This window comes from Enterobacter sp. BNK-29, from assembly GCF_048684785.1.
In the GTDB taxonomy this organism is placed as follows: domain Bacteria; phylum Pseudomonadota; class Gammaproteobacteria; order Enterobacterales; family Enterobacteriaceae; genus Enterobacter; species Enterobacter cloacae_M.
On record NZ_JBLQTU010000001.1, the window covers coordinates 804,178 to 821,355 of the forward strand.

15 protein-coding genes and 6 tRNA genes are annotated in these 17,178 nt (G+C 53.9%); 12 read left to right on the forward strand and 9 right to left on the reverse strand.

The window, feature by feature from the left end; translation table 11 throughout:
- Positions 1-97: 97 nt before the first annotated feature.
- Positions 98-451, forward strand: coding sequence for a DUF2502 domain-containing protein (locus tag ACMGGX_RS03715; RefSeq protein WP_420298063.1), 354 nt, complete (start codon positions 98-100; stop codon positions 449-451).
- 32 nt (positions 452-483) lie between these two features.
- Here the strand turns inward: ACMGGX_RS03715 and ACMGGX_RS03720 are convergent, their stop codons facing one another.
- A complete protein-coding gene (locus ACMGGX_RS03720; RefSeq protein WP_023308718.1) occupies positions 484-1,722 on the reverse strand; it encodes an Nramp family divalent metal transporter in 1,239 nt (412 codons plus the stop codon).
- A 348-nt stretch (positions 1,723-2,070) separates the two neighbouring features.
- On the opposite strand from ACMGGX_RS03720, the gene ACMGGX_RS03725 reads away from it, so the two are divergent.
- A complete protein-coding gene (locus tag ACMGGX_RS03725; RefSeq protein ID WP_008501591.1) occupies positions 2,071-3,258 on the forward strand; it encodes a NupC/NupG family nucleoside CNT transporter in 1,188 nt (395 codons plus the stop codon).
- Positions 3,259-3,302: 44 nt separating this feature from the next.
- Here ACMGGX_RS03725 and ACMGGX_RS03730 read toward each other — a convergent pair whose 3' ends face one another.
- The 3 genes from ACMGGX_RS03730 to ACMGGX_RS03740 all read right to left on the reverse strand — a co-directional run bounded on the left by ACMGGX_RS03730 (position 3,303) and on the right by ACMGGX_RS03740 (position 5,901).
- The gene (locus ACMGGX_RS03730) at positions 3,303-5,495 is read right to left on the reverse strand and encodes an EAL domain-containing protein (protein ID WP_420298064.1); all 2,193 of its coding nucleotides are present in this window, start codon (positions 5,493-5,495) and stop codon (positions 3,303-3,305) included.
- A gap of 213 nt (positions 5,496-5,708) precedes the next feature.
- A tRNA-Ala gene (locus tag ACMGGX_RS03735) sits at positions 5,709-5,784 on the reverse strand.
- A gap of 41 nt (positions 5,785-5,825) precedes the next feature.
- Positions 5,826-5,901: transfer RNA gene (locus ACMGGX_RS03740), tRNA-Ala, on the reverse strand.
- A 217-nt stretch (positions 5,902-6,118) separates the two neighbouring features.
- On the opposite strand from ACMGGX_RS03740, the gene ACMGGX_RS03745 reads away from it, so the two are divergent.
- A complete protein-coding gene (locus ACMGGX_RS03745; protein WP_420298065.1) occupies positions 6,119-6,481 on the forward strand; it encodes a YfeC-like transcriptional regulator in 363 nt (120 codons plus the stop codon).
- Between the two features lies 1 nt (position 6,482).
- Entirely contained in the window at positions 6,483-6,866 is a 384-nt protein-coding gene (locus ACMGGX_RS03750; RefSeq protein ID WP_420298066.1) for a YfeC-like transcriptional regulator, read from the forward strand.
- 51 nt (positions 6,867-6,917) lie between these two features.
- Here the strand turns inward: ACMGGX_RS03750 and gltX are convergent, their stop codons facing one another.
- On the reverse strand, positions 6,918-8,333 hold the full coding sequence (gene gltX / locus ACMGGX_RS03755) for a glutamate--tRNA ligase (protein WP_029742100.1): 1,416 nt from the start codon (positions 8,331-8,333) through the stop codon (positions 6,918-6,920).
- 260 nt (positions 8,334-8,593) lie between these two features.
- Between gltX and ACMGGX_RS03760 the strand changes: the two genes are divergently transcribed.
- The 5 genes from ACMGGX_RS03760 to ACMGGX_RS03780 all read left to right on the forward strand — a co-directional run bounded on the left by ACMGGX_RS03760 (position 8,594) and on the right by ACMGGX_RS03780 (position 9,498).
- A tRNA-Val gene (locus ACMGGX_RS03760) sits at positions 8,594-8,669 on the forward strand.
- 41 nt (positions 8,670-8,710) lie between these two features.
- Positions 8,711-8,786: transfer RNA gene (locus tag ACMGGX_RS03765), tRNA-Val, on the forward strand.
- Positions 8,787-8,815: 29 nt separating this feature from the next.
- Positions 8,816-8,891, forward strand: a tRNA-Val gene (locus ACMGGX_RS03770).
- Between the two features lie 4 nt (positions 8,892-8,895).
- A tRNA-Lys gene (locus tag ACMGGX_RS03775) sits at positions 8,896-8,971 on the forward strand.
- 188 nt (positions 8,972-9,159) lie between these two features.
- Entirely contained in the window at positions 9,160-9,498 is a 339-nt protein-coding gene (locus ACMGGX_RS03780; protein WP_039263694.1) for a FlxA-like family protein, read from the forward strand.
- On the opposite strand, the gene ACMGGX_RS03785 is transcribed toward ACMGGX_RS03780, so the two are convergent.
- Positions 9,495-10,430, reverse strand: a complete 936-nt coding sequence (locus ACMGGX_RS03785) for a LysR family transcriptional regulator (protein WP_181595208.1) — start codon at positions 10,428-10,430, stop codon at positions 9,495-9,497. The genes ACMGGX_RS03780 and ACMGGX_RS03785 overlap by 4 nt on opposite strands.
- An 89-nt stretch (positions 10,431-10,519) precedes the next feature.
- Between ACMGGX_RS03785 and ACMGGX_RS03790 the strand changes: the two genes are divergently transcribed.
- Complete coding sequence (locus ACMGGX_RS03790) at positions 10,520-11,515, forward strand: bile acid:sodium symporter family protein (RefSeq protein WP_047647131.1); 996 nt, start codon at positions 10,520-10,522, stop codon at positions 11,513-11,515.
- On the opposite strand, the gene ACMGGX_RS03795 is transcribed toward ACMGGX_RS03790, so the two are convergent.
- The 3 genes from ACMGGX_RS03795 to zipA form a co-directional block, all read right to left on the reverse strand.
- Positions 11,512-11,727, reverse strand: a complete 216-nt coding sequence (locus ACMGGX_RS03795; RefSeq protein WP_003861328.1) for a DUF3820 family protein — start codon at positions 11,725-11,727, stop codon at positions 11,512-11,514. The two genes, ACMGGX_RS03790 and ACMGGX_RS03795, sit on opposite strands and share 4 nt — an antisense overlap.
- A 1-nt stretch (position 11,728) precedes the next feature.
- Positions 11,729-13,744, reverse strand: a complete 2,016-nt coding sequence (gene ligA, locus ACMGGX_RS03800; protein WP_063440615.1) for an NAD-dependent DNA ligase LigA — start codon at positions 13,742-13,744, stop codon at positions 11,729-11,731.
- A gap of 69 nt (positions 13,745-13,813) precedes the next feature.
- On the reverse strand, positions 13,814-14,797 hold the full coding sequence (gene zipA / locus ACMGGX_RS03805) for a cell division protein ZipA (RefSeq protein WP_023308727.1): 984 nt from the start codon (positions 14,795-14,797) through the stop codon (positions 13,814-13,816).
- Between the two features lie 230 nt (positions 14,798-15,027).
- Between zipA and cysZ the strand changes: the two genes are divergently transcribed.
- Both cysZ and cysK read left to right on the forward strand, forming a co-directional pair.
- Entirely contained in the window at positions 15,028-15,789 is a 762-nt protein-coding gene (cysZ, locus tag ACMGGX_RS03810; protein ID WP_023308728.1) for a sulfate transporter CysZ, read from the forward strand.
- A gap of 163 nt (positions 15,790-15,952) precedes the next feature.
- On the forward strand, positions 15,953-16,924 hold the full coding sequence (gene cysK, locus ACMGGX_RS03815) for a cysteine synthase A (RefSeq protein WP_420298067.1): 972 nt from the start codon (positions 15,953-15,955) through the stop codon (positions 16,922-16,924).
- Positions 16,925-17,178 lie beyond the last annotated feature (254 nt).

A 17,178-nucleotide genomic window follows, 5' to 3' on the forward strand; every position in this document is an offset into this window, starting at 1 on the left:
AGCAATTCGGAGTTGAGGCGATGAAACGAGGCTTTACCAACTCGTAATATTGCGTTAACAGGCCCCACAAGGGCCCCGATCGTGAAGGAGAAAGAGTATGTTCAGGTCACTGATTCTTGCAGCGGTATTACTGGCTTCAGCCCCGCTGGTCGCCAATGCGGGCGAAATCACCCTGTTGCCATCAGTAAAATTACAAATTGGCGATCGTGACGACTACGGCAGATACTGGGACGGTGGCTACTGGCGCGACCGTGACTACTGGAACCGTCACTATGAGTGGCGCGGAGACCGCTGGTGGAAACATGATAACGGCAGACACCGCGGCTGGTATAAAGACAACGCGTATGAGCGCGGCTACCGCGAAGGCTGGAACGATCGTGACGACCGTCGCGGCGGCTGGGATCGCGGCGGGAAAGGACGCGGCCACGGTCATGGCCACGGTCACCATTAATGCAAAAAGGAGCCTCCCGGCTCCTTTTTCTTTTAGAGACCCAACGCGGTGCCCACCAGCAGCCACAGGTTCAGCGCCACTACCACCACCACGATGGCCCACCCGGTCCGTTTCACCAGGGTCGAGTTGACCAGTTCGCCCATCAGGTTTTTGTTGCTGGTAAAGATCAGCAGCGGCACCAGCGCCAGCGCGATACCAAAACTCAGCAGCACCTGGCTCATGACCAGAATTCGCGTAGGATCGAGCCCCATCAGGATCACGATAAATGACGGTAGCATGGTGACGGAGCGACGAACCCACAGCGGAATATGGAAGCGGACAAACCCCTGCATCACCACCTGGCCTGCCAGCGTGCCCACCACCGTAGAAGAAAGACCGGCAGCCACCAGGCTGAGACCAAATATCGTGGCGGCAGCATGGCTCAGTAAGGGCTCTAGCGTAAGATAAGCCTGGTCGAGATCGGCAATACCGGTGTGGCCGTTAAAGTGGAAAGCGGCGGCAGCGGTAGCCATCATCGCCAGATTGACAAACCCCGCGATGGTCATGGCAATCGCCACGTCCCATTTGGTGGCGGAGTAACGCTCTTTGCGCGTCCCACCGTGGAGATGCTGAGTCAGCGAGGAGTGCAGGTAAATCACATGCGGCATGATAGTCGCCCCCAATACCCCGGCGGCCAGGAACACCGCTTCCGAGGTTGGCAGGCTTGGGATTGCCATACCTTTACCGAGCTGCACCAGATTCGGCTGTGAGAAAATCAGCTCGACGATATAGGCCGCCGCGACAAACAGCAGCAGACCGCCGATAACCTTCTCCAGCGGCTTTTGACCCCGACGCTGCAGCATCAGGATCAGGAAAGTGGCAATCCCGGTCAGTACCGCCCCCTGCAACAGCGACACGCCCAGAATCAGTTTAAACCCGATCGCTGCGCCAATAAATTCAGCGAGGTCAGTGGCCATGGCAATGATTTCCGCCTGAACCCAGTAGAGCCAGACGGCCGGACGCGGATAATGGTCGCGAATTTGCTCCGCCAGGTTTTTACCTGTGGCAATCCCCAGCTTTGCGGAGAGCATCTGAATCAGCATCGCCATCAGGTTAGCCCAGACGACCACCCACAGCAGCTTATAGCCGAAGCTGGCCCCGGCCTGAATATTGGTCGCAAAGTTACCTGGATCGATATAGCCAATGGCAGCGATGAACGCAGGTCCCATTAATGCGAACCGCAACTTGCGCGCGGCTCTGCCACTGCTACCCTCTACGCGACTGTTTGTCATTTCTGCCTCTGAAATATAGCCTTTGCTATGTTTAATGTTATCAAAATGAGAATGATTATCAAGATCATTTATGCTGTTTACAGTGATTTCTCTGATAGCTTTGAACGATAGACGGGCGGGTAAGTGGGGCGATCTAACAGAAACTGAAATCGCGCGCGCTTTTGTGAAGACTAGCACACAAACTTAACTTTTCACTCATTTACCTAACATAACAAAAATGTATTGTGGATCACTATTTTTGAGACTCGTCACAGGATGTAACTATAGTGTGTCCTCGATCTCGTTTTCTTTTCGCTTGTTACATAGAATGTGCACGAAAATTAAACCTGCCTCATATTTGGAGCAAATATGGACCGCGTCCTTCATTTTGTCCTGGCACTTGTTGTCGTTACTGCACTTGCATTGCTGGTCAGCACAGACCGCAAAAAAATTCGTATCCGTTATGTTGTCCAGCTGCTGGTCATTGAAGTTTTACTTGCGTGGTTCTTCCTGAACTCCAACGTAGGCCTCGGCTTCGTGAAAGGCTTCTCCGAAATGTTCGAAAAACTGCTCGGATTCGCCAATGAAGGGACCAACTTTGTCTTCGGTAAAATGAACGACGAAGGTCTGGCATTCTTCTTCCTGAAGGTTCTCTGCCCTATCGTCTTCATCTCCGCGCTGATCGGTATTCTGCAGCACATCCGCGTTCTGCCGTTCGTTATTCGTGGAATTGGTTTCCTGTTATCCAAAGTGAACGGCATGGGCAAGCTGGAATCCTTCAACGCCGTCAGTTCCCTGATCCTCGGTCAGTCTGAGAACTTCATCGCGTATAAAGATATTCTCGGCAAAATGTCCCGCAACCGCATGTACACCATGGCGGCAACCGCAATGTCTACCGTGTCCATGTCTATCGTGGGCGCGTATATGACCATGCTGGAGCCAAAGTATGTTGTTGCGGCGCTGGTTCTGAACATGTTCAGCACCTTTATCGTTCTGTCGCTTATCAACCCGTACCGCGTTGACGCAAGCGAAGAGAACATTCAGATGTCAAACCTGCACGAAGGCCAGAGCTTCTTCGAAATGCTGGGTGAGTATATTCTGGCGGGCTTCAAAGTGGCGATTATCGTTGCCGCCATGCTGATCGGCTTCATTGCGCTGATTTCTGCGCTGAACGCCCTGTTCGCCGCGGTGCTGGGTATCTCCTTCCAGGGTATTCTGGGCTACATCTTCTATCCGGTTGCATGGGTGATGGGTGTTCCTGCTCACGAAGCGCTGCAGGTGGGCAGTATCATGGCAACCAAACTGGTTTCTAACGAATTCGTTGCGATGATGGATCTGCAGAAAATTGCCAGCACGCTTTCTCCGCGCGCGGAAGGCATTCTGTCCGTGTTCCTGGTCTCCTTCGCGAACTTCTCGTCCATCGGGATTATCGCGGGCGCGATTAAAGGTCTGAACGAAGAACAGGGCAACGTGGTTTCTCGCTTTGGCCTGAAGCTGGTTTACGGCTCTACGCTGGTGAGCGTCCTGTCTGCTTCTATCGCAGCACTGGTACTCTAACGTTTAGCGTTAAACAAAAACCGGGAGCCTGGCTCCCGGTTTTTTTATGCCCGCAATTCTTCCAGCGGTCTGGGTTTGCCTATCAGGTAGCCCTGCAGGTAATCCACGCCGAAGCGAAGCAGCATCTCCCGCTGCGCCGGTGTTTCGACGTATTCCGCTACGACGCACAGCGATTTCGTCTTCGCCAGATTACACATCGACTGTACGATCATCGCATCCATATCATCGGTACAAATGTCTTTAACAAAGCAGCCGTCAATTTTAATGATGTCCGCCTGCAGGCGTCTGAGGCGCTCGTAGTTGGCGTAGCCGGTACCAAAATCATCTATGGCAATCCGGAAACCGTAATCCCGCAGCTGCTGAATATTGTGGATGCTGCAGCCTGAATTTGAGAAGGCCTGCTCTTCGGTAATCTCAATCACGACGGACTGAGGCGCAACGCCGTAGCGTTCAAAAAGCGCGCAAATTTCGGTCGCCACCTCTTTTTGCATCAGCGTGAGCGGCATAAGATTAACGGAGAAACGGGCGCCAGCCTGCGTTGAAGGGTGATCGCGCAGCCACAGCAGTAATTTCTCCATGACGCACATATCAAACCGGTGGCTGAGGTTGAACTGGGCAATCAACGGAATAAAGCGGTCAGGAGTGAAGATCTCGCCCTCGCTCTCCATACGCGCCAGAATTTCGTAGTAGCCGCTCCCGTCCGCCTTCTGGATCGGTTGCGCGTATAAATGGAACTGACCCGCCTCCAGGGCATGCTTAATCCGCGCCAGCATCAGGACTCGCTCTGTCGTTTGCCCTGATGCCGCCTCAAGGCTATTCGTGAGCGCAAGCACGTTGTTTGTTGTTCCGCAGGATTGCTCGGCCAGCCAGCTCAGCTGCCCCAGCGTGTGGTGCAGTTTTTCGCCGTTTTCCACCATTCCCCAGGACGCGCCAAATTCAATATCCAGCCCGGTGTTGTTCCAGAAAATCTTACGGCTGTTCAGTCGATCAACCATATGCTGGAGGCGCTCAGCGGTTCCCGGACCCAGTAATACCAGCACAAGCTCGCTTCCGGGGAGCTGGAAGAGCGTCTCATCTTTTTGCAGGAGAGGCTGCAGCGACGTGGCGATCGTACGTTTGCAATGGACCCGCATGAGGATCCCATAGTGGCGGCTCAAAAATTCCAGGTTATCCATACGCAGAATGCTCACTTTTGCATCCGGGTGAACCTCAAGATAATCCTCCAGCGCACGAATATTGGGCAATCCGGTCAGCGGATCGGTGAGCGCCCTGCCCTGCCAGCCCCGCTTAAGCCACTCGCTGCGCTGGTAAATACGCGACATGTAAAGCAGGCAGATCGCGAACGAGATAAGCACGGACAGAATAAAAGAGAGCGAATGGCCCGATTCCACCCCGTTAAGGAAGTTGTAGTTGTAGTTCAACAGCAGGAGCGCAGATACAGCCCACAGCAGAGAAATCAACGCATAGGTCAGTCGGCTTATCGCTAAGGTAAAAAGAATAAAAATCAGCGGCATCAAATAGCCCGCAATGACGGGAGATTCAAAAGGACCACACAAAATGACGAGAATGAAACTTAAAAGCATCAGCCAGACAAAAATATATAATGAATTCTTGTAAAAAAACACGGGCTTCACGCTTCGTCGCCAGAAATTTATTGCATAACGAGGATTAATTATCATTCTTAACGGGTAATAGAACATCATGGTAAAAATCAATGCCGCACATATCAGGCTTTGTATATCCACAACGTTATAAATTACCGTCCCTTCGCCGAAAAAGGTCGAAATTGTCACCGGAAAATCAAACAAATAGCCAGCCAAATACATCGACAGCTTAATCCCTATTGGCACCATAAAACCGAGCCAGAATATCCGTAATCCGATGTGCTTGTTAGGGATGCAGTAACGCCAACGCTTACCCAGCATGATGCGCAGAAGGCCGCACGCCGCAAACACCGCAAAGGTCTGACAGAACAGTAATACTGAATATTGTAGCGGTACTAAATTTACATAGAATAAATTAGTGACAGTAAAACCTAACAAAATGGGAAGAATAGCCCTGCGCCCAAATAGCAGAATTACCGCCAGCATTACGCTTAAAGGTAACCATGCTAAATAAACGTCGTGACCATTAACAATTGCGCGGGGAGAGAGATAACGGGAGATAGGTACCGCAATCAGGCACAGAGCCAGGGCAATCATAAATATCTTTACATTATTGTAAGTTTTTCTATTCATTAACCAGGGCGTTATTTTCCGAGAGAATTATTGACCGGATGGATAATATGTTTATTAATTGCGCGAATCAAGTTCAAGTCTATTTTTAGACTGGTTTATTGATGCCGATTGAGGTGAGGTACAGAAATACCTTCTTTTTGATAACAAAATAGGGTGGCGGGTGCTACAAACACATAAAAAAAACCCTCGTCTTTTGACGAGGGTTTACAATTTTGGTGGAGCTAAGCGGGATCGAACCGCTGACCTCTTGCATGCCATGCAAGCGCTCTCCCAGCTGAGCTATAGCCCCACATGTGACTTTACTGACCGCACTCTGTTGGGTTCAGAGTTTGGTGGAGCTAAGCGGGATCGAACCGCTGACCTCTTGCATGCCATGCAAGCGCTCTCCCAGCTGAGCTATAGCCCCATCGTAAAGCTGTCATGTTGACGGGCGGCATAATATGAATTCCGCCGCGGAGTGTCAACGGCAAAATCAATCCCAGCCATTCAATCGCCGAAAAATCATGCAAATGAATCACTTTGCGAGCCTGCTCGCAGCTAGGAGTTAAGCCTGTCACGTTTTCACGTAAAACGGTGCTATAAAATGAGCCGTTAATTAACCCCACTGATATTCAGGAAATTGCATGATCAAGGAACGAATGACGCCAGAAGAGTTAGCCCTCCTCACTGGCTATAGCCGCCAGACCATCAATAAATGGGTACGCAAAGAGGGTTGGATTACATCACCAAAACCAGGCGTCCAGGGCGGGAAAGCTCGCCTGGTACATGTGAACGAAAAAGTCCGTGACTTTATCCGCAGCGCACGTCGGGCAAGTGAAACGTCCGAACTGCCAGAAGGCGTCAGTCATGATAGTTCGCTTCACACGCTGCTCCTGACGCTGGCCAATGAAATGACGCCGGAAGAGCAGAAGCAGATGACATCGCTGTTAATACGGGAAGGGATTACCGGCTTGTTGCAACGTTTAGGGATTCGCGATCAGAACTGATATGAAAAAATTACGCAGCAAAATGACCACGGAAGAGCTGGCGGAGAGTTTGGGCGTTGCCAGACAAACGGTTAATCGCTGGATACGCCAGCAGGGATGGAAAACCGAAGGCCTCAACGGCGTGAAGGGTGGTCGCGCGCGGCTCATTCATATTGATGCGCGCGTGAAGCAACATATTATGAGCCTCCCTGCAATCCGTAACCGTCAGGCGGTTTACCATCTCGCTGAGGTCACCGCTTCATACAGTGAACCCTCTTCAAACCTGTCTCCGGGCATTATAGAGACGCTGGAGAGTATGACTCAGCCAGAGCAGAGGCGTCTGGACGCCTTATTGAAACGCGAAGGCATACACGGCTTTCTTACGCGGCTCGGTCTCACGGAATAAGAAGCATAAAAAAACGGCAGGTTACCCTGCCGTTTTTTATCTGAGGCCTAATTACTGCTGATTTTCACGTTCAGCGATAAAGTCCAGCGCCTTGTTAATGCGCGCCACGCTGCGTGACTTGCCGATCGCGTGAACCGTCACATCCAGCGCCGGAGACTGACCCGCCCCGGTCACTGCAACGCGCAGTGGCATGCCGACTTTACCCATACCGACTTCCAGCTCGTCTGCCGTCGCCTGAATGGCGTGATGCACATTCTCAGCGGTCCACTCGGTGAGTGCAGCCAGCTTGTCACGCACCACTTCCAGCGGCTGACGCGCAACCGGACGGAGGTGCTTCTTCGCGGCGTCCGCGTCGAACTCATCAAACTCTTCATAGAAGTAGCGGCAGCTTTCGGCAATCTCTTTCAGCGTTTTGCAGCGCTCGCCGAGGAGTTTCACCAGGTCCGCCAGCTCAGGGCCAGTGCGGGTATCAATCTTTGCCTGCTCAATGTGCCACTGCAGATACGTCGCTACATATTCAGGCTGCATGGTATTGATATAGTGATGGTTCAGCCACAGGAGCTTGTCGGTATTAAATGCGCTCGCTGATTTGCTTACAGAGCTCAGAGAGAACAGTTCGATCATCTCTTCGCGGCTGAAGATCTCCTGGTCACCGTGGGCCCAGCCCAGACGCACCAGATAGTTCAGCAGCGCTTCCGGCAGATAGCCGTCGTCGCGATACTGCATAACGCTTACCGCACCGTGACGTTTAGACAGTTTTTTCCCGTCATCACCGTTGATCATGGAGACGTGCGCATAGACAGGCACAGGGGCGTTCAGCGCTTTAAGGATGTTAATCTGACGTGGCGTATTGTTGATATGGTCTTCACCACGGACAACGTGGGTAATTTCCATATCCCAGTCGTCAACCACAACGCAGAAGTTGTAGGTTGGAGAACCGTCGGTACGACGGATGATCAGATCGTCCAGCTCCTGGTTGCTGAATTCAATTGGGCCACGGATCTGGTCGTCAAAGATCACCGAGCCCTCTTGCGGGTTAGCAAAACGCACCACGCAAGGCTCATCAGCAGCATGCTCGCTATGGTCGTGGCGGCAGCGGCCGTCATAACGCGGCTTTTCACCGTTAGCCATCTGCGCTTCTCGCAGTTCATCCAGACGCTCTTTAGAGCAGTAGCATTTATACGCCGTGCCCGCGACCAGCATCTCATCAATGACAGCGTTATAGCGGTCAAAGCGTTTGGTCTGGAAGTAAGGACCTTCATCCCATTCCAGATTCAGCCAGTTCATCCCATCCATAATGGCTTCAATTGCTTCTGGCGTGGAGCGCTCAAGATCGGTGTCTTCAATACGCAGCACGAACTCACCTTTGTTGTGGCGTGCAAAAAGCCAGGAATAGAGAGCGGTACGTGCACCACCGACGTGCAGATAGCCTGTCGGGCTCGGCGCGAAGCGAGTTTTGATTTTCATGAAATGGCCTTACGTTATAAAGATGCCGGCAATCGGCAAATCCTGGGGGAAAAAAACGATGGGCAATATTCTATCACTGTGGGGGGAATCCTCAATGTTGATCCCTTTATCGTGACCGAGTTTGCGATTTTTGTTTAGAAATCATGCGCCATAGCCCGTTTCGCGATCGTTTTGTTTAATTTTACGACGAACGAATAAAAACTTTAGAAAATGCGTTGACTCATTTTCAACTCTCCCTATAATGCGACTCCACACAGCGGGGGTGATTAGCTCAGTTGGTAGAGCATCTCCTTTACACGGAGGGGGTCGGCGGTTCGAGCCCGTCATCACCCACCATCTACTTCGGTAGACTCGCAGTGTAGATAAGAATTGAGATTGGGCGATTAGCTCAGTTGGTAGAGCATCTCCTTTACACGGAGGGGGTCGGCGGTTCGAGCCCGTCATCGCCCACCATTCTCGCCTTATCGCAGTAGTTCCGAAATGGGCGATTAGCTCAGTTGGTAGAGCATCTCCTTTACACGGAGGGGGTCGGCGGTTCGAGCCCGTCATCGCCCACCATTTCGGGTCGTTAGCTCAGTTGGTAGAGCAGTTGACTTTTAATCAATTGGTCGCAGGTTCGAATCCTGCACGACCCACCAATGTAGAAAGGCGCCCTAAAGGCGCCTTTTTGCTATCTGCAGTTTGTCTACTTCCGCCTTCCAGTACACTTTCATCGCTTCATCAATACTGATTGTGTATCGATGTAACTCCCTGCCAGATATGGCAGTTTTGCTCAAGCTAATCCCGTTAGTGCCGATACCTCTGTTTTATAACGCGAGGAAAAAGTATGACGACCATTCAGGCTTCAACCCAACAGATTCAAACCAGCGGCGCGAGTGGAACTTCCAGCAGTAACGATATCGCTACGCAAATCACCCGTATTCTTGACAAGATCAAAAAGCTGACTCAGCAGTTAAAAGAGCTGGCGAACAGCCCCATCAGCACCGATGAGAAGAAGAAGCAGCAGGAGCTTATTCAGACCCAGCTCAAAGTGCTGCAGGCACAGCTCGCCGCGCTGCAGCGCCAGCAGGCAGAAGAGGCCCAAAAGAAGCAGGATCAAAAGCTGGGCAAAGTGGAAGGTGTGAATAACCCTTCAGACAATAATCAGATTGATATCTACATCTAATCTTCTGATGCGTTAAACAGTGGGTCGCGTATGCGGGCTTCGGTTAATCGTTGTGCCTGGATACGCACCACTTCCCAGATAGCCTGCGCCGCCCCCGAGAGTGAGCGATTTTTTCGCCGCACCAGCATCAGCTTTCGCTCAACAGCGGGCGTTAATCGCCTGACGGCAAGCCGGCTTCCCTGCGGCAGGGGAAGCGCAAGGGCGGGCAACACGCTGATGCCAATGCCGGCTTCCACCATGGGAAACAGCGTCGCCGGGTGACCAATCTCCTGCACGATCGTTGCCTTTACGCCCTGATTCACCAGCGCGGAATCAATCAGCGGACGACTGCCCGAGGCATAATCCTGTAAAACCAGGTTCGCGCCCTGCAGGGACTGCCAGCTGACCTCCGGCAACGTGGCCAGCGGATCGTCGTCACGGCAGAGCAGCAAGAATGGCTCGGAAAGTACGCTTTCACACGCCAGATCGCTCGCCTGGCCGGGATCGATCACAATACCAAAATCCACATCGCCCTGGCGGATGCTCTCCAGCACCCACTGCTGCGGCCTGTCATGCAGGACAAAATCAATATCCGGATAGCGGTGGCTTCCCTCGGCAATACACTGAGGGATAAGGTGCGCAGAGATTGTCTGGCTGGCCGCGACGCGCACGGTCCCCGAAAGCTGCTGCCCCAGTCTCCCCACGTCTCTGAGCGTGCTGTTTAGCTCATCCAGCAGCCGTTCGAGGCGCAGGGCCAGCTGCTGCCCCGCTTCGGTCAGCACCACTTCGCGCGTGGTGCGGTCAAGCAACTTCACCCCGGTCTGATTCTCCAGCTCTTTCACGCTGTGGCTGACCGCCGACTGGCTCAGGCCAATCTTCTCGCCTGCCCGGCTAAAGCTGCGGGCGTGAGCGACGGTGACGAAAATACGAAGCTGACGTAAGGAATAATTCATCTGTTTCATTCATGAATGGATGCAATAAATCAATTTTATTTCTCAAATGGAAAAAAGCACAATAGCGATATCTGATTTCAGGAGTCATTATGAAACTATTTCGTATTCTTGATCCGTTCACGCTTACCCTGGTGGTTACCGTTTTACTGGCCTCGTTTTTCCCCGCCCGCGGGGCCTTCGTCCCGTTTTTTGAAGGGCTGACGACGGCCGCCATCGCGCTGCTGTTCTTTATGCACGGTGCAAAACTCTCCCGCGAAGCGATTATTGCCGGCGGTAGCCACTGGCGGCTGCATCTCTGGGTGATGTGCAGCACGTTCATTCTGTTCCCAATCCTCGGAGTGCTGTTTGCCTGGTGGGCGCCGGTTAACGTCGACCCGGCGCTCTACACCGGTTTCCTGTATCTCTGTATTCTGCCGGCTACCGTGCAGTCCGCCATTGCCTTTACCTCTCTCGCGGGAGGAAACGTTGCGGCCGCGGTCTGCTCGGCATCGGCATCCAGCCTGTTAGGGATTTTCGTTTCCCCGCTGCTGGTGGGCCTGCTGATGAACATGCACGGCGCGGAAGGCAATCTCGAGCAGGTTGGAAAAATTTGCCTGCAGCTGCTGCTGCCGTTTGTCCTGGGGCATCTATCCCGTCCATGGACCGGGGCGTTCGTGGCTAAGCACAAGAAATGGATCTCAAAAACCGACCAGTCGTCGATTCTGCTGGTGGTCTATTCCGCCTTCAGCGAAGCGGTTGTGAACGGGATCTGGCATAAGGTGGGCGCAGGCTCGCTGCTGTTTATCGTGGTGGTCAGCCTCGTCCTGCTGGCGATTGTGATTGCGGTAAACGTCTTTGTGGCACGCAGGTGCGGCTTCAGCAAAGCGGATGAAATCACCATTGTCTTCTGCGGTTCCAAAAAGAGCCTGGCGAACGGTATCCCGATGGCCAACATTCTGTTCCCGACCTCGGTGATTGGGATGATGGTGCTGCCTCTGATGATTTTCCACCAGATCCAGCTGATGGTCTGCGCGGTGCTGGCGCGTCGCTACAAGCGCCAGACCGAAAAGCTGGCGCAGGAAGAGACCCGCGCCGCGAAGGCTTAAGGACGTTTCAGGGGCTGAACCAGCTGGGTCAGCCCCTCGGTTTTGATCAGTAACGTGATAGCCATCAGCTCGCCCAGTCGCCCTGCCGGGAATTCATCCTTACGGGCAAACCACAGCAGATACTCCTCCGGCAAATCAATCAGCCTGCGGCCCTTGTATTTACCGAACGGCATCTCAGTATTGGCAATCTCAACGAGCTGTTCTTTCTCCACGTTACTCTCCTAACAGACGCATCATTTCCGCTTCGTCGATAACCTCAATGCCGAGCTCCTGTGCTTTCGCCAGCTTCGAGCCCGCCGCTTCCCCGGCGATCACCAGGTCGGTTTTCTTCGACACGCTGCCCGCCACTTTGGCCCCCAGCGCCACCAGGCGCGCTTTCGCATCGTCGCGTGAAAGCTGGCTCAGGCTGCCGGTCAGGACTACCGTTTTACCGGCGAACGGGCTGTCGATCTCTTCGGCGTTAACCACTACCGGCGCGGGCCACTTAATGCCCTCTTCCAGCAGCTTGCCGATAACTTCACGGTTGCTCTCTTCGGCGAAGAAGTTAAAGACGTGCGTGGCAACCACAATGCCAACGTCAGGGACTTTCTGCAGCTCGTCGATGCTAGCCTTTTCCAGCGCCTCCAGCGTACCAAAGTACGCCGCCAGGCCCGCCGCCGTTGCCTCACCCACTTCACGAATGCCCAGCGCGTACAGGAAGCGGGCAAAGGTGGTTTCTTTGGCGGCTTCGAGCGCGTTAACCACATTCTGGGCTGACTTTGGCCCCATGCGATCCAGGCCGGTCAGTTTTCCTGCCGTCAGCCTGAAGAGATCCGCTGGCGTATGGACATACTCTTTCTCAACCAGCTGATCGATAATCTTGTCGCCCATGCCGTCGACGTCCATCGCCCGACGGGAGACGAAGTGCTTCAGCGACTCTTTACGCTGCGCACCACAGATTAAGCCTCCCGTACAGCGCGCCACCGCTTCGCCTTCCACACGCTCAACGTCGGAGCCGCACACCGGGCAGTGGGTCGGGAAGACGATCTCGCGCGTATCGGCAGGACGTTCTGACTCCACGACGTTAACCACCTGTGGGATAACGTCGCCCGCGCGGCGAATCACCACTTTGTCACCAATGCGCAGGCCGAGGCGTTCGATTTCATCGGCGTTATGCAACGTGGCATTACTCACCAGCACGCCCGCGACCTGCACGGGCTCCAGACGGGCGACCGGGGTAATCGCCCCCGTACGGCCAACCTGGAACTCCACGTCGCGAACGACGGTCATCTGCTCCTGAGCAGGGAATTTAAACGCCACCGCCCAGCGAGGCGCGCGGGCCACAAAGCCCAGCTGCTCCTGCAGCGCCAGTGAATTCACCTTGATGACGACGCCATCAATATCAAAACCGAGCGTCGGGCGGTCCTCTTCCACCTTGTGGTAGAACGCCAGCACCGCTTCCGGCGAGTCGCAGAGCTGAACGCGGTTGCTCACCGGCAGGCCCCACGCTTTAAACTGCAGCAGACGTCCGAGGTGCGTATCCGGCAGCTCGCCGCCCTCCAGAATACCGACGCCGTAGCAGAAGAAAGTAAGCGGTCGCTTCGCGGTGATACGTGGATCAAGCTGGCGCAGAGAGCCTGCCGCCGCATTACGCGGGTTAGCAAACACCTTCCCGCCGGTGCGACGCGCCTCTTCGTTAATTTTCTCGAAGCCCGCCTGGGGCAGGAACACCTCGCCGCGCACTTCCAGACGTGCGGGAATGTTGTCACCCTGCAGCTTCAGCGGGATCGCGCGTATGGTACGCACGTTGGTGGTGATATCTTCGCCCGTTGTACCGTCGCCACGCGTCGCGGCGCGCACCAGCACGCCGTTTTCGTAGAGAAGGCTGACCGCCAGGCCATCCAGCTTGAGCTCGCAGCACCAGGTGAGGGAGTCGCTGCTTTTCAGGCGATCCTGCACGCGCTTGTTAAACGCGAGGAAGCTCTCTTCATCGAAGACGTTATCCAGCGACAGCATCGGCACCTCATGGCGCACCTGGCTGAAAGCGCCCAGCGGCTCAGCGCCGACGCGCTGGGTGGGGGAATCCGGCGTGATAAGCTCCGGATGCTGCGCCTCTAATTCACGCAGCTCGCGCATCAGGCGGTCATATTCGGCATCCGGGACTTCCGGCGCGTCCATAACATGATAGAGGTATTCATGATGGCGAAGCGTGGTTCGCAGTTCAGTGAGTTGTTGTTCGATTGAGTCCATATCGCACCATCAATGAGAAAAAACCCCCGACAGGCGGGGGTTGAGGAGGAGTTGAAGTAAACGCGACGATTACGCGTTAGCTTCCTTAACTTCGCGGATGCGGTCCTGATACTCGCGCAGCTTCTGCGGGGTCATCATTCGACGCTGATCGTCAAGCACCACACCGCCGACTTCGTCAGCGATGTGCTGAGCGGACTGCAGCATCAGCTTAAAGTTTTGCAGCTCGTCGCCGTAAGAAGGCACCTGCATAAAGATAGTGACGCCCGGGGTCACGAAATCACCGGTCATTTCCGGATCAAAGGTGCCGGGGTTAACCATGTTGGCCAGGCTGAACAGCGCCGGACCGCTACCGTCAGGGCTAAGATGGCGATGGAAAATGTTCATATCGCCAAACTTGAATCCTGCCTGTTGAATACTGTTGAGCAGCACGTCACCGTTAAGATGGCTGCCGTGATGCGCGGCCACGTTCATGATGATCACCGCTTCTTTACGCTGTGGTTTTTCAACAACCGGCTCTGGCTCTACAACGGGCTCAGGCTCAACGTGCGGGGCCGGAGCAGGCTGAGGCGCAGGCTGTACGTGAACAGGCTGCTGCGGTTGTTGTACCGGCTGAGCAGGCTGTTGCTGCACGGGCTGCTGCACCGGCTGCTGTTGAACCGGCTGTGGCGCAGCAGGCTGCTGATAGACAGGCTGTTGCGGCGGCTGGCGCACCGGCTCTTCCACAGGCTGCGGCGCTGGCTGGCGCGGCTGTGCAGAAGCATACGGCGGTTGATACTGGTGCTGCGAAGGACGAGGCGCTTCATGCTCCCCATGGCCTGCGCCGGGCGCAGTATTGACCCGATGAACACGAACTTCACCCACGCCGTCGTCATCGCTGCCGTCGATGTCATCTTCACTGTCATCGTCGTCACGACTGGACTTCATGCGCTTCAGTGGGCGATCGCGGAACATCGAGGAACGCTCTTTACGGCTGGTCCAGAAACCATGTACCAGTAAAGCGATTATGGCGATCGCGCCAACAATGATTAATATCAGACGCAAATCCTGCATCATTATATTCTCTGTTGTTCTAACACCTTGCCACCACGGCAAACATTTACTCACTAAGAGTATTTGCCGTTTACGTCAAGTGCAAGTGTGTGCAGAGCATTCACAGCATAAAGATGAAGGAAATCGTGCTTTTTGCTGGTTTTTCGAACATTTCCGAACTGGTCATTGCTCCGTAAGTGGATAATATAGGCGGGCAATTCCACTGGTTGTGTAAAAAGGAGTACAGCCTGGTTATGGTTTCAACATCTTCTTCTCCCCCGCGCAGCGGCGTCTGGTATTTTTCTCAGGGCTGGAAACTGGTCTCCCTGCCGGGGATTCGACGCTTCGTGATCCTGCCGCTATTGATCAACATTATTCTGATGGGCGGCGCGTTCTGGTGGCTGTTCACAAAGCTGGAGAGCTGGATCCCGTCGCTGATGAGTTACGTGCCGGACTGGCTGCAGTGGCTTAACTATCTGCTCTGGCCGGTGGCGGTAATCTCCGTGCTGCTGGTGTTTGGGTACTTCTTTTCGACGATTGCCAACTGGATAGCCGCACCGTTTAACGGTCTGCTGGCGGAACAGCTTGAAGCGCGGCTTACCGGCGCGACGCCGCCAGACACGGGCGTGCTGGGGATCATGAAAGACCTGCCACGCATCATGAAGCGCGAGTGGCAGAAGTTTGCCTGGTACCTGCCCCGCGCGATTGTGCTGCTTATCCTCTACTTTGTGCCAGGCATTGGTCAGACGGTGGCGCCGGTGCTGTGGTTCCTGTTCAGCGCCTGGATGCTGGCCATCCAGTATTGCGACTATCCGTTCGATAACCACAAGGTGCCGTTTAAAGAGATGCGCACTGCCCTGCGAAGCCAGAAGGTCGCCAACATGCAGTTTGGCGCGCTGACCAGCCTGTTCACCATGATTCCCTTCCTGAATCTGTTCATCATGCCCGTCGCCGTCTGCGGCGCGACGGCGATGTGGGTCGACTGCTACCGCGCTAAGCACGCGTTATGGAAATAATGCAAAAATGTGTAAAGCAGGGGTGGCTTATGCCGCCCCTTATTCCATACTGATCCCCATTATTTCCTTGCAGTATATAGATATGCGAATTCCTTACTTCCCCCTACCTGCTCAACAGGTATGCTGGGTCGGTATCCCAATTTCATACAGTTAAGGACAGGCCATGAGTAAGATTTATGAAGACAACTCGCTGACTATCGGTCATACGCCCCTGGTTCGACTGAACCGTATCGGTAATGGACGCATTCTGGCGAAGGTCGAATCACGTAACCCGAGCTTCAGCGTAAAATGCCGTATCGGTGCAAACATGATTTGGGATGCTGAAAAACGTGGCGTACTGAAGCCTGGCGTTGAGCTGGTGGAACCGACCAGCGGTAACACCGGTATCGCTCTGGCCTATGTGGCTGCCGCGCGTGGCTACAAGCTGACGCTGACCATGCCAGAAACCATGAGCATTGAGCGTCGTAAGCTGCTCAAAGCGCTGGGCGCGAACCTGGTGCTGACCGAAGGCGCGAAGGGCATGAAGGGTGCCATTCAGAAAGCTGAAGAGATTGTGGCCAGCGATCCGGCGAAATATCTGCTGCTGCAGCAGTTCAGCAACCCGGCTAACCCGGAAATTCACGAGAAGACCACCGGTCCGGAAATCTGGGAAGATACCGACGGCCAGGTTGACGTCTTTATCTCCGGCGTGGGTACCGGCGGTACGCTGACCGGCGTGTCACGCTATATTAAAGGCACCAAAGGTAAAAAAGACCTGATCACCGTTGCCGTTGAGCCGACTGACTCACCGGTTATCACCCAGGCACTGGCGGGTGAAGAGCTTAAACCAGGCCCGCATAAAATTCAGGGTATTGGCGCAGGCTTCATTCCGGGCAACCTGGATCTGAAGCTAATCGATAAAGTGGTGACCATCACTAACGAAGAAGCCATTTCTACCGCGCGTCGCCTGATGGATGAAGAAGGCATTCTGGCGGGTATCTCTTCCGGTGCAGCCGTTGCGGCAGCACTCAAGCTTCAGGAAGATGAAGCCTTAACCAACAAAAATATTGTGGTTATCCTTCCTTCTTCGGGCGAGCGTTACCTGAGCACCGCACTGTTTGCCGATCTGTTTACCGAAAAAGAACTGCAACAGTAGTGCCAGCATGTTAATAACGCGTAAAAAAGCACCTTTTCAGGTGCTTTTTTGTGGCCTGCTTCAAACTTTTGCCCCTCCTGGCATTGCTTCACCCCGTTGGGTCTGGTATTTAAACCAGCAATTATTTTGATGCGTGAAATTAATCGGTGAATGAAATAGCCTTGCTGAATCGATTTTATGATTTGGTTCAAGTCTTGCTTTCGCTGCATAATGTTTAATGACGATCGAAACGTCAGCGCTAACAATACAGGCTA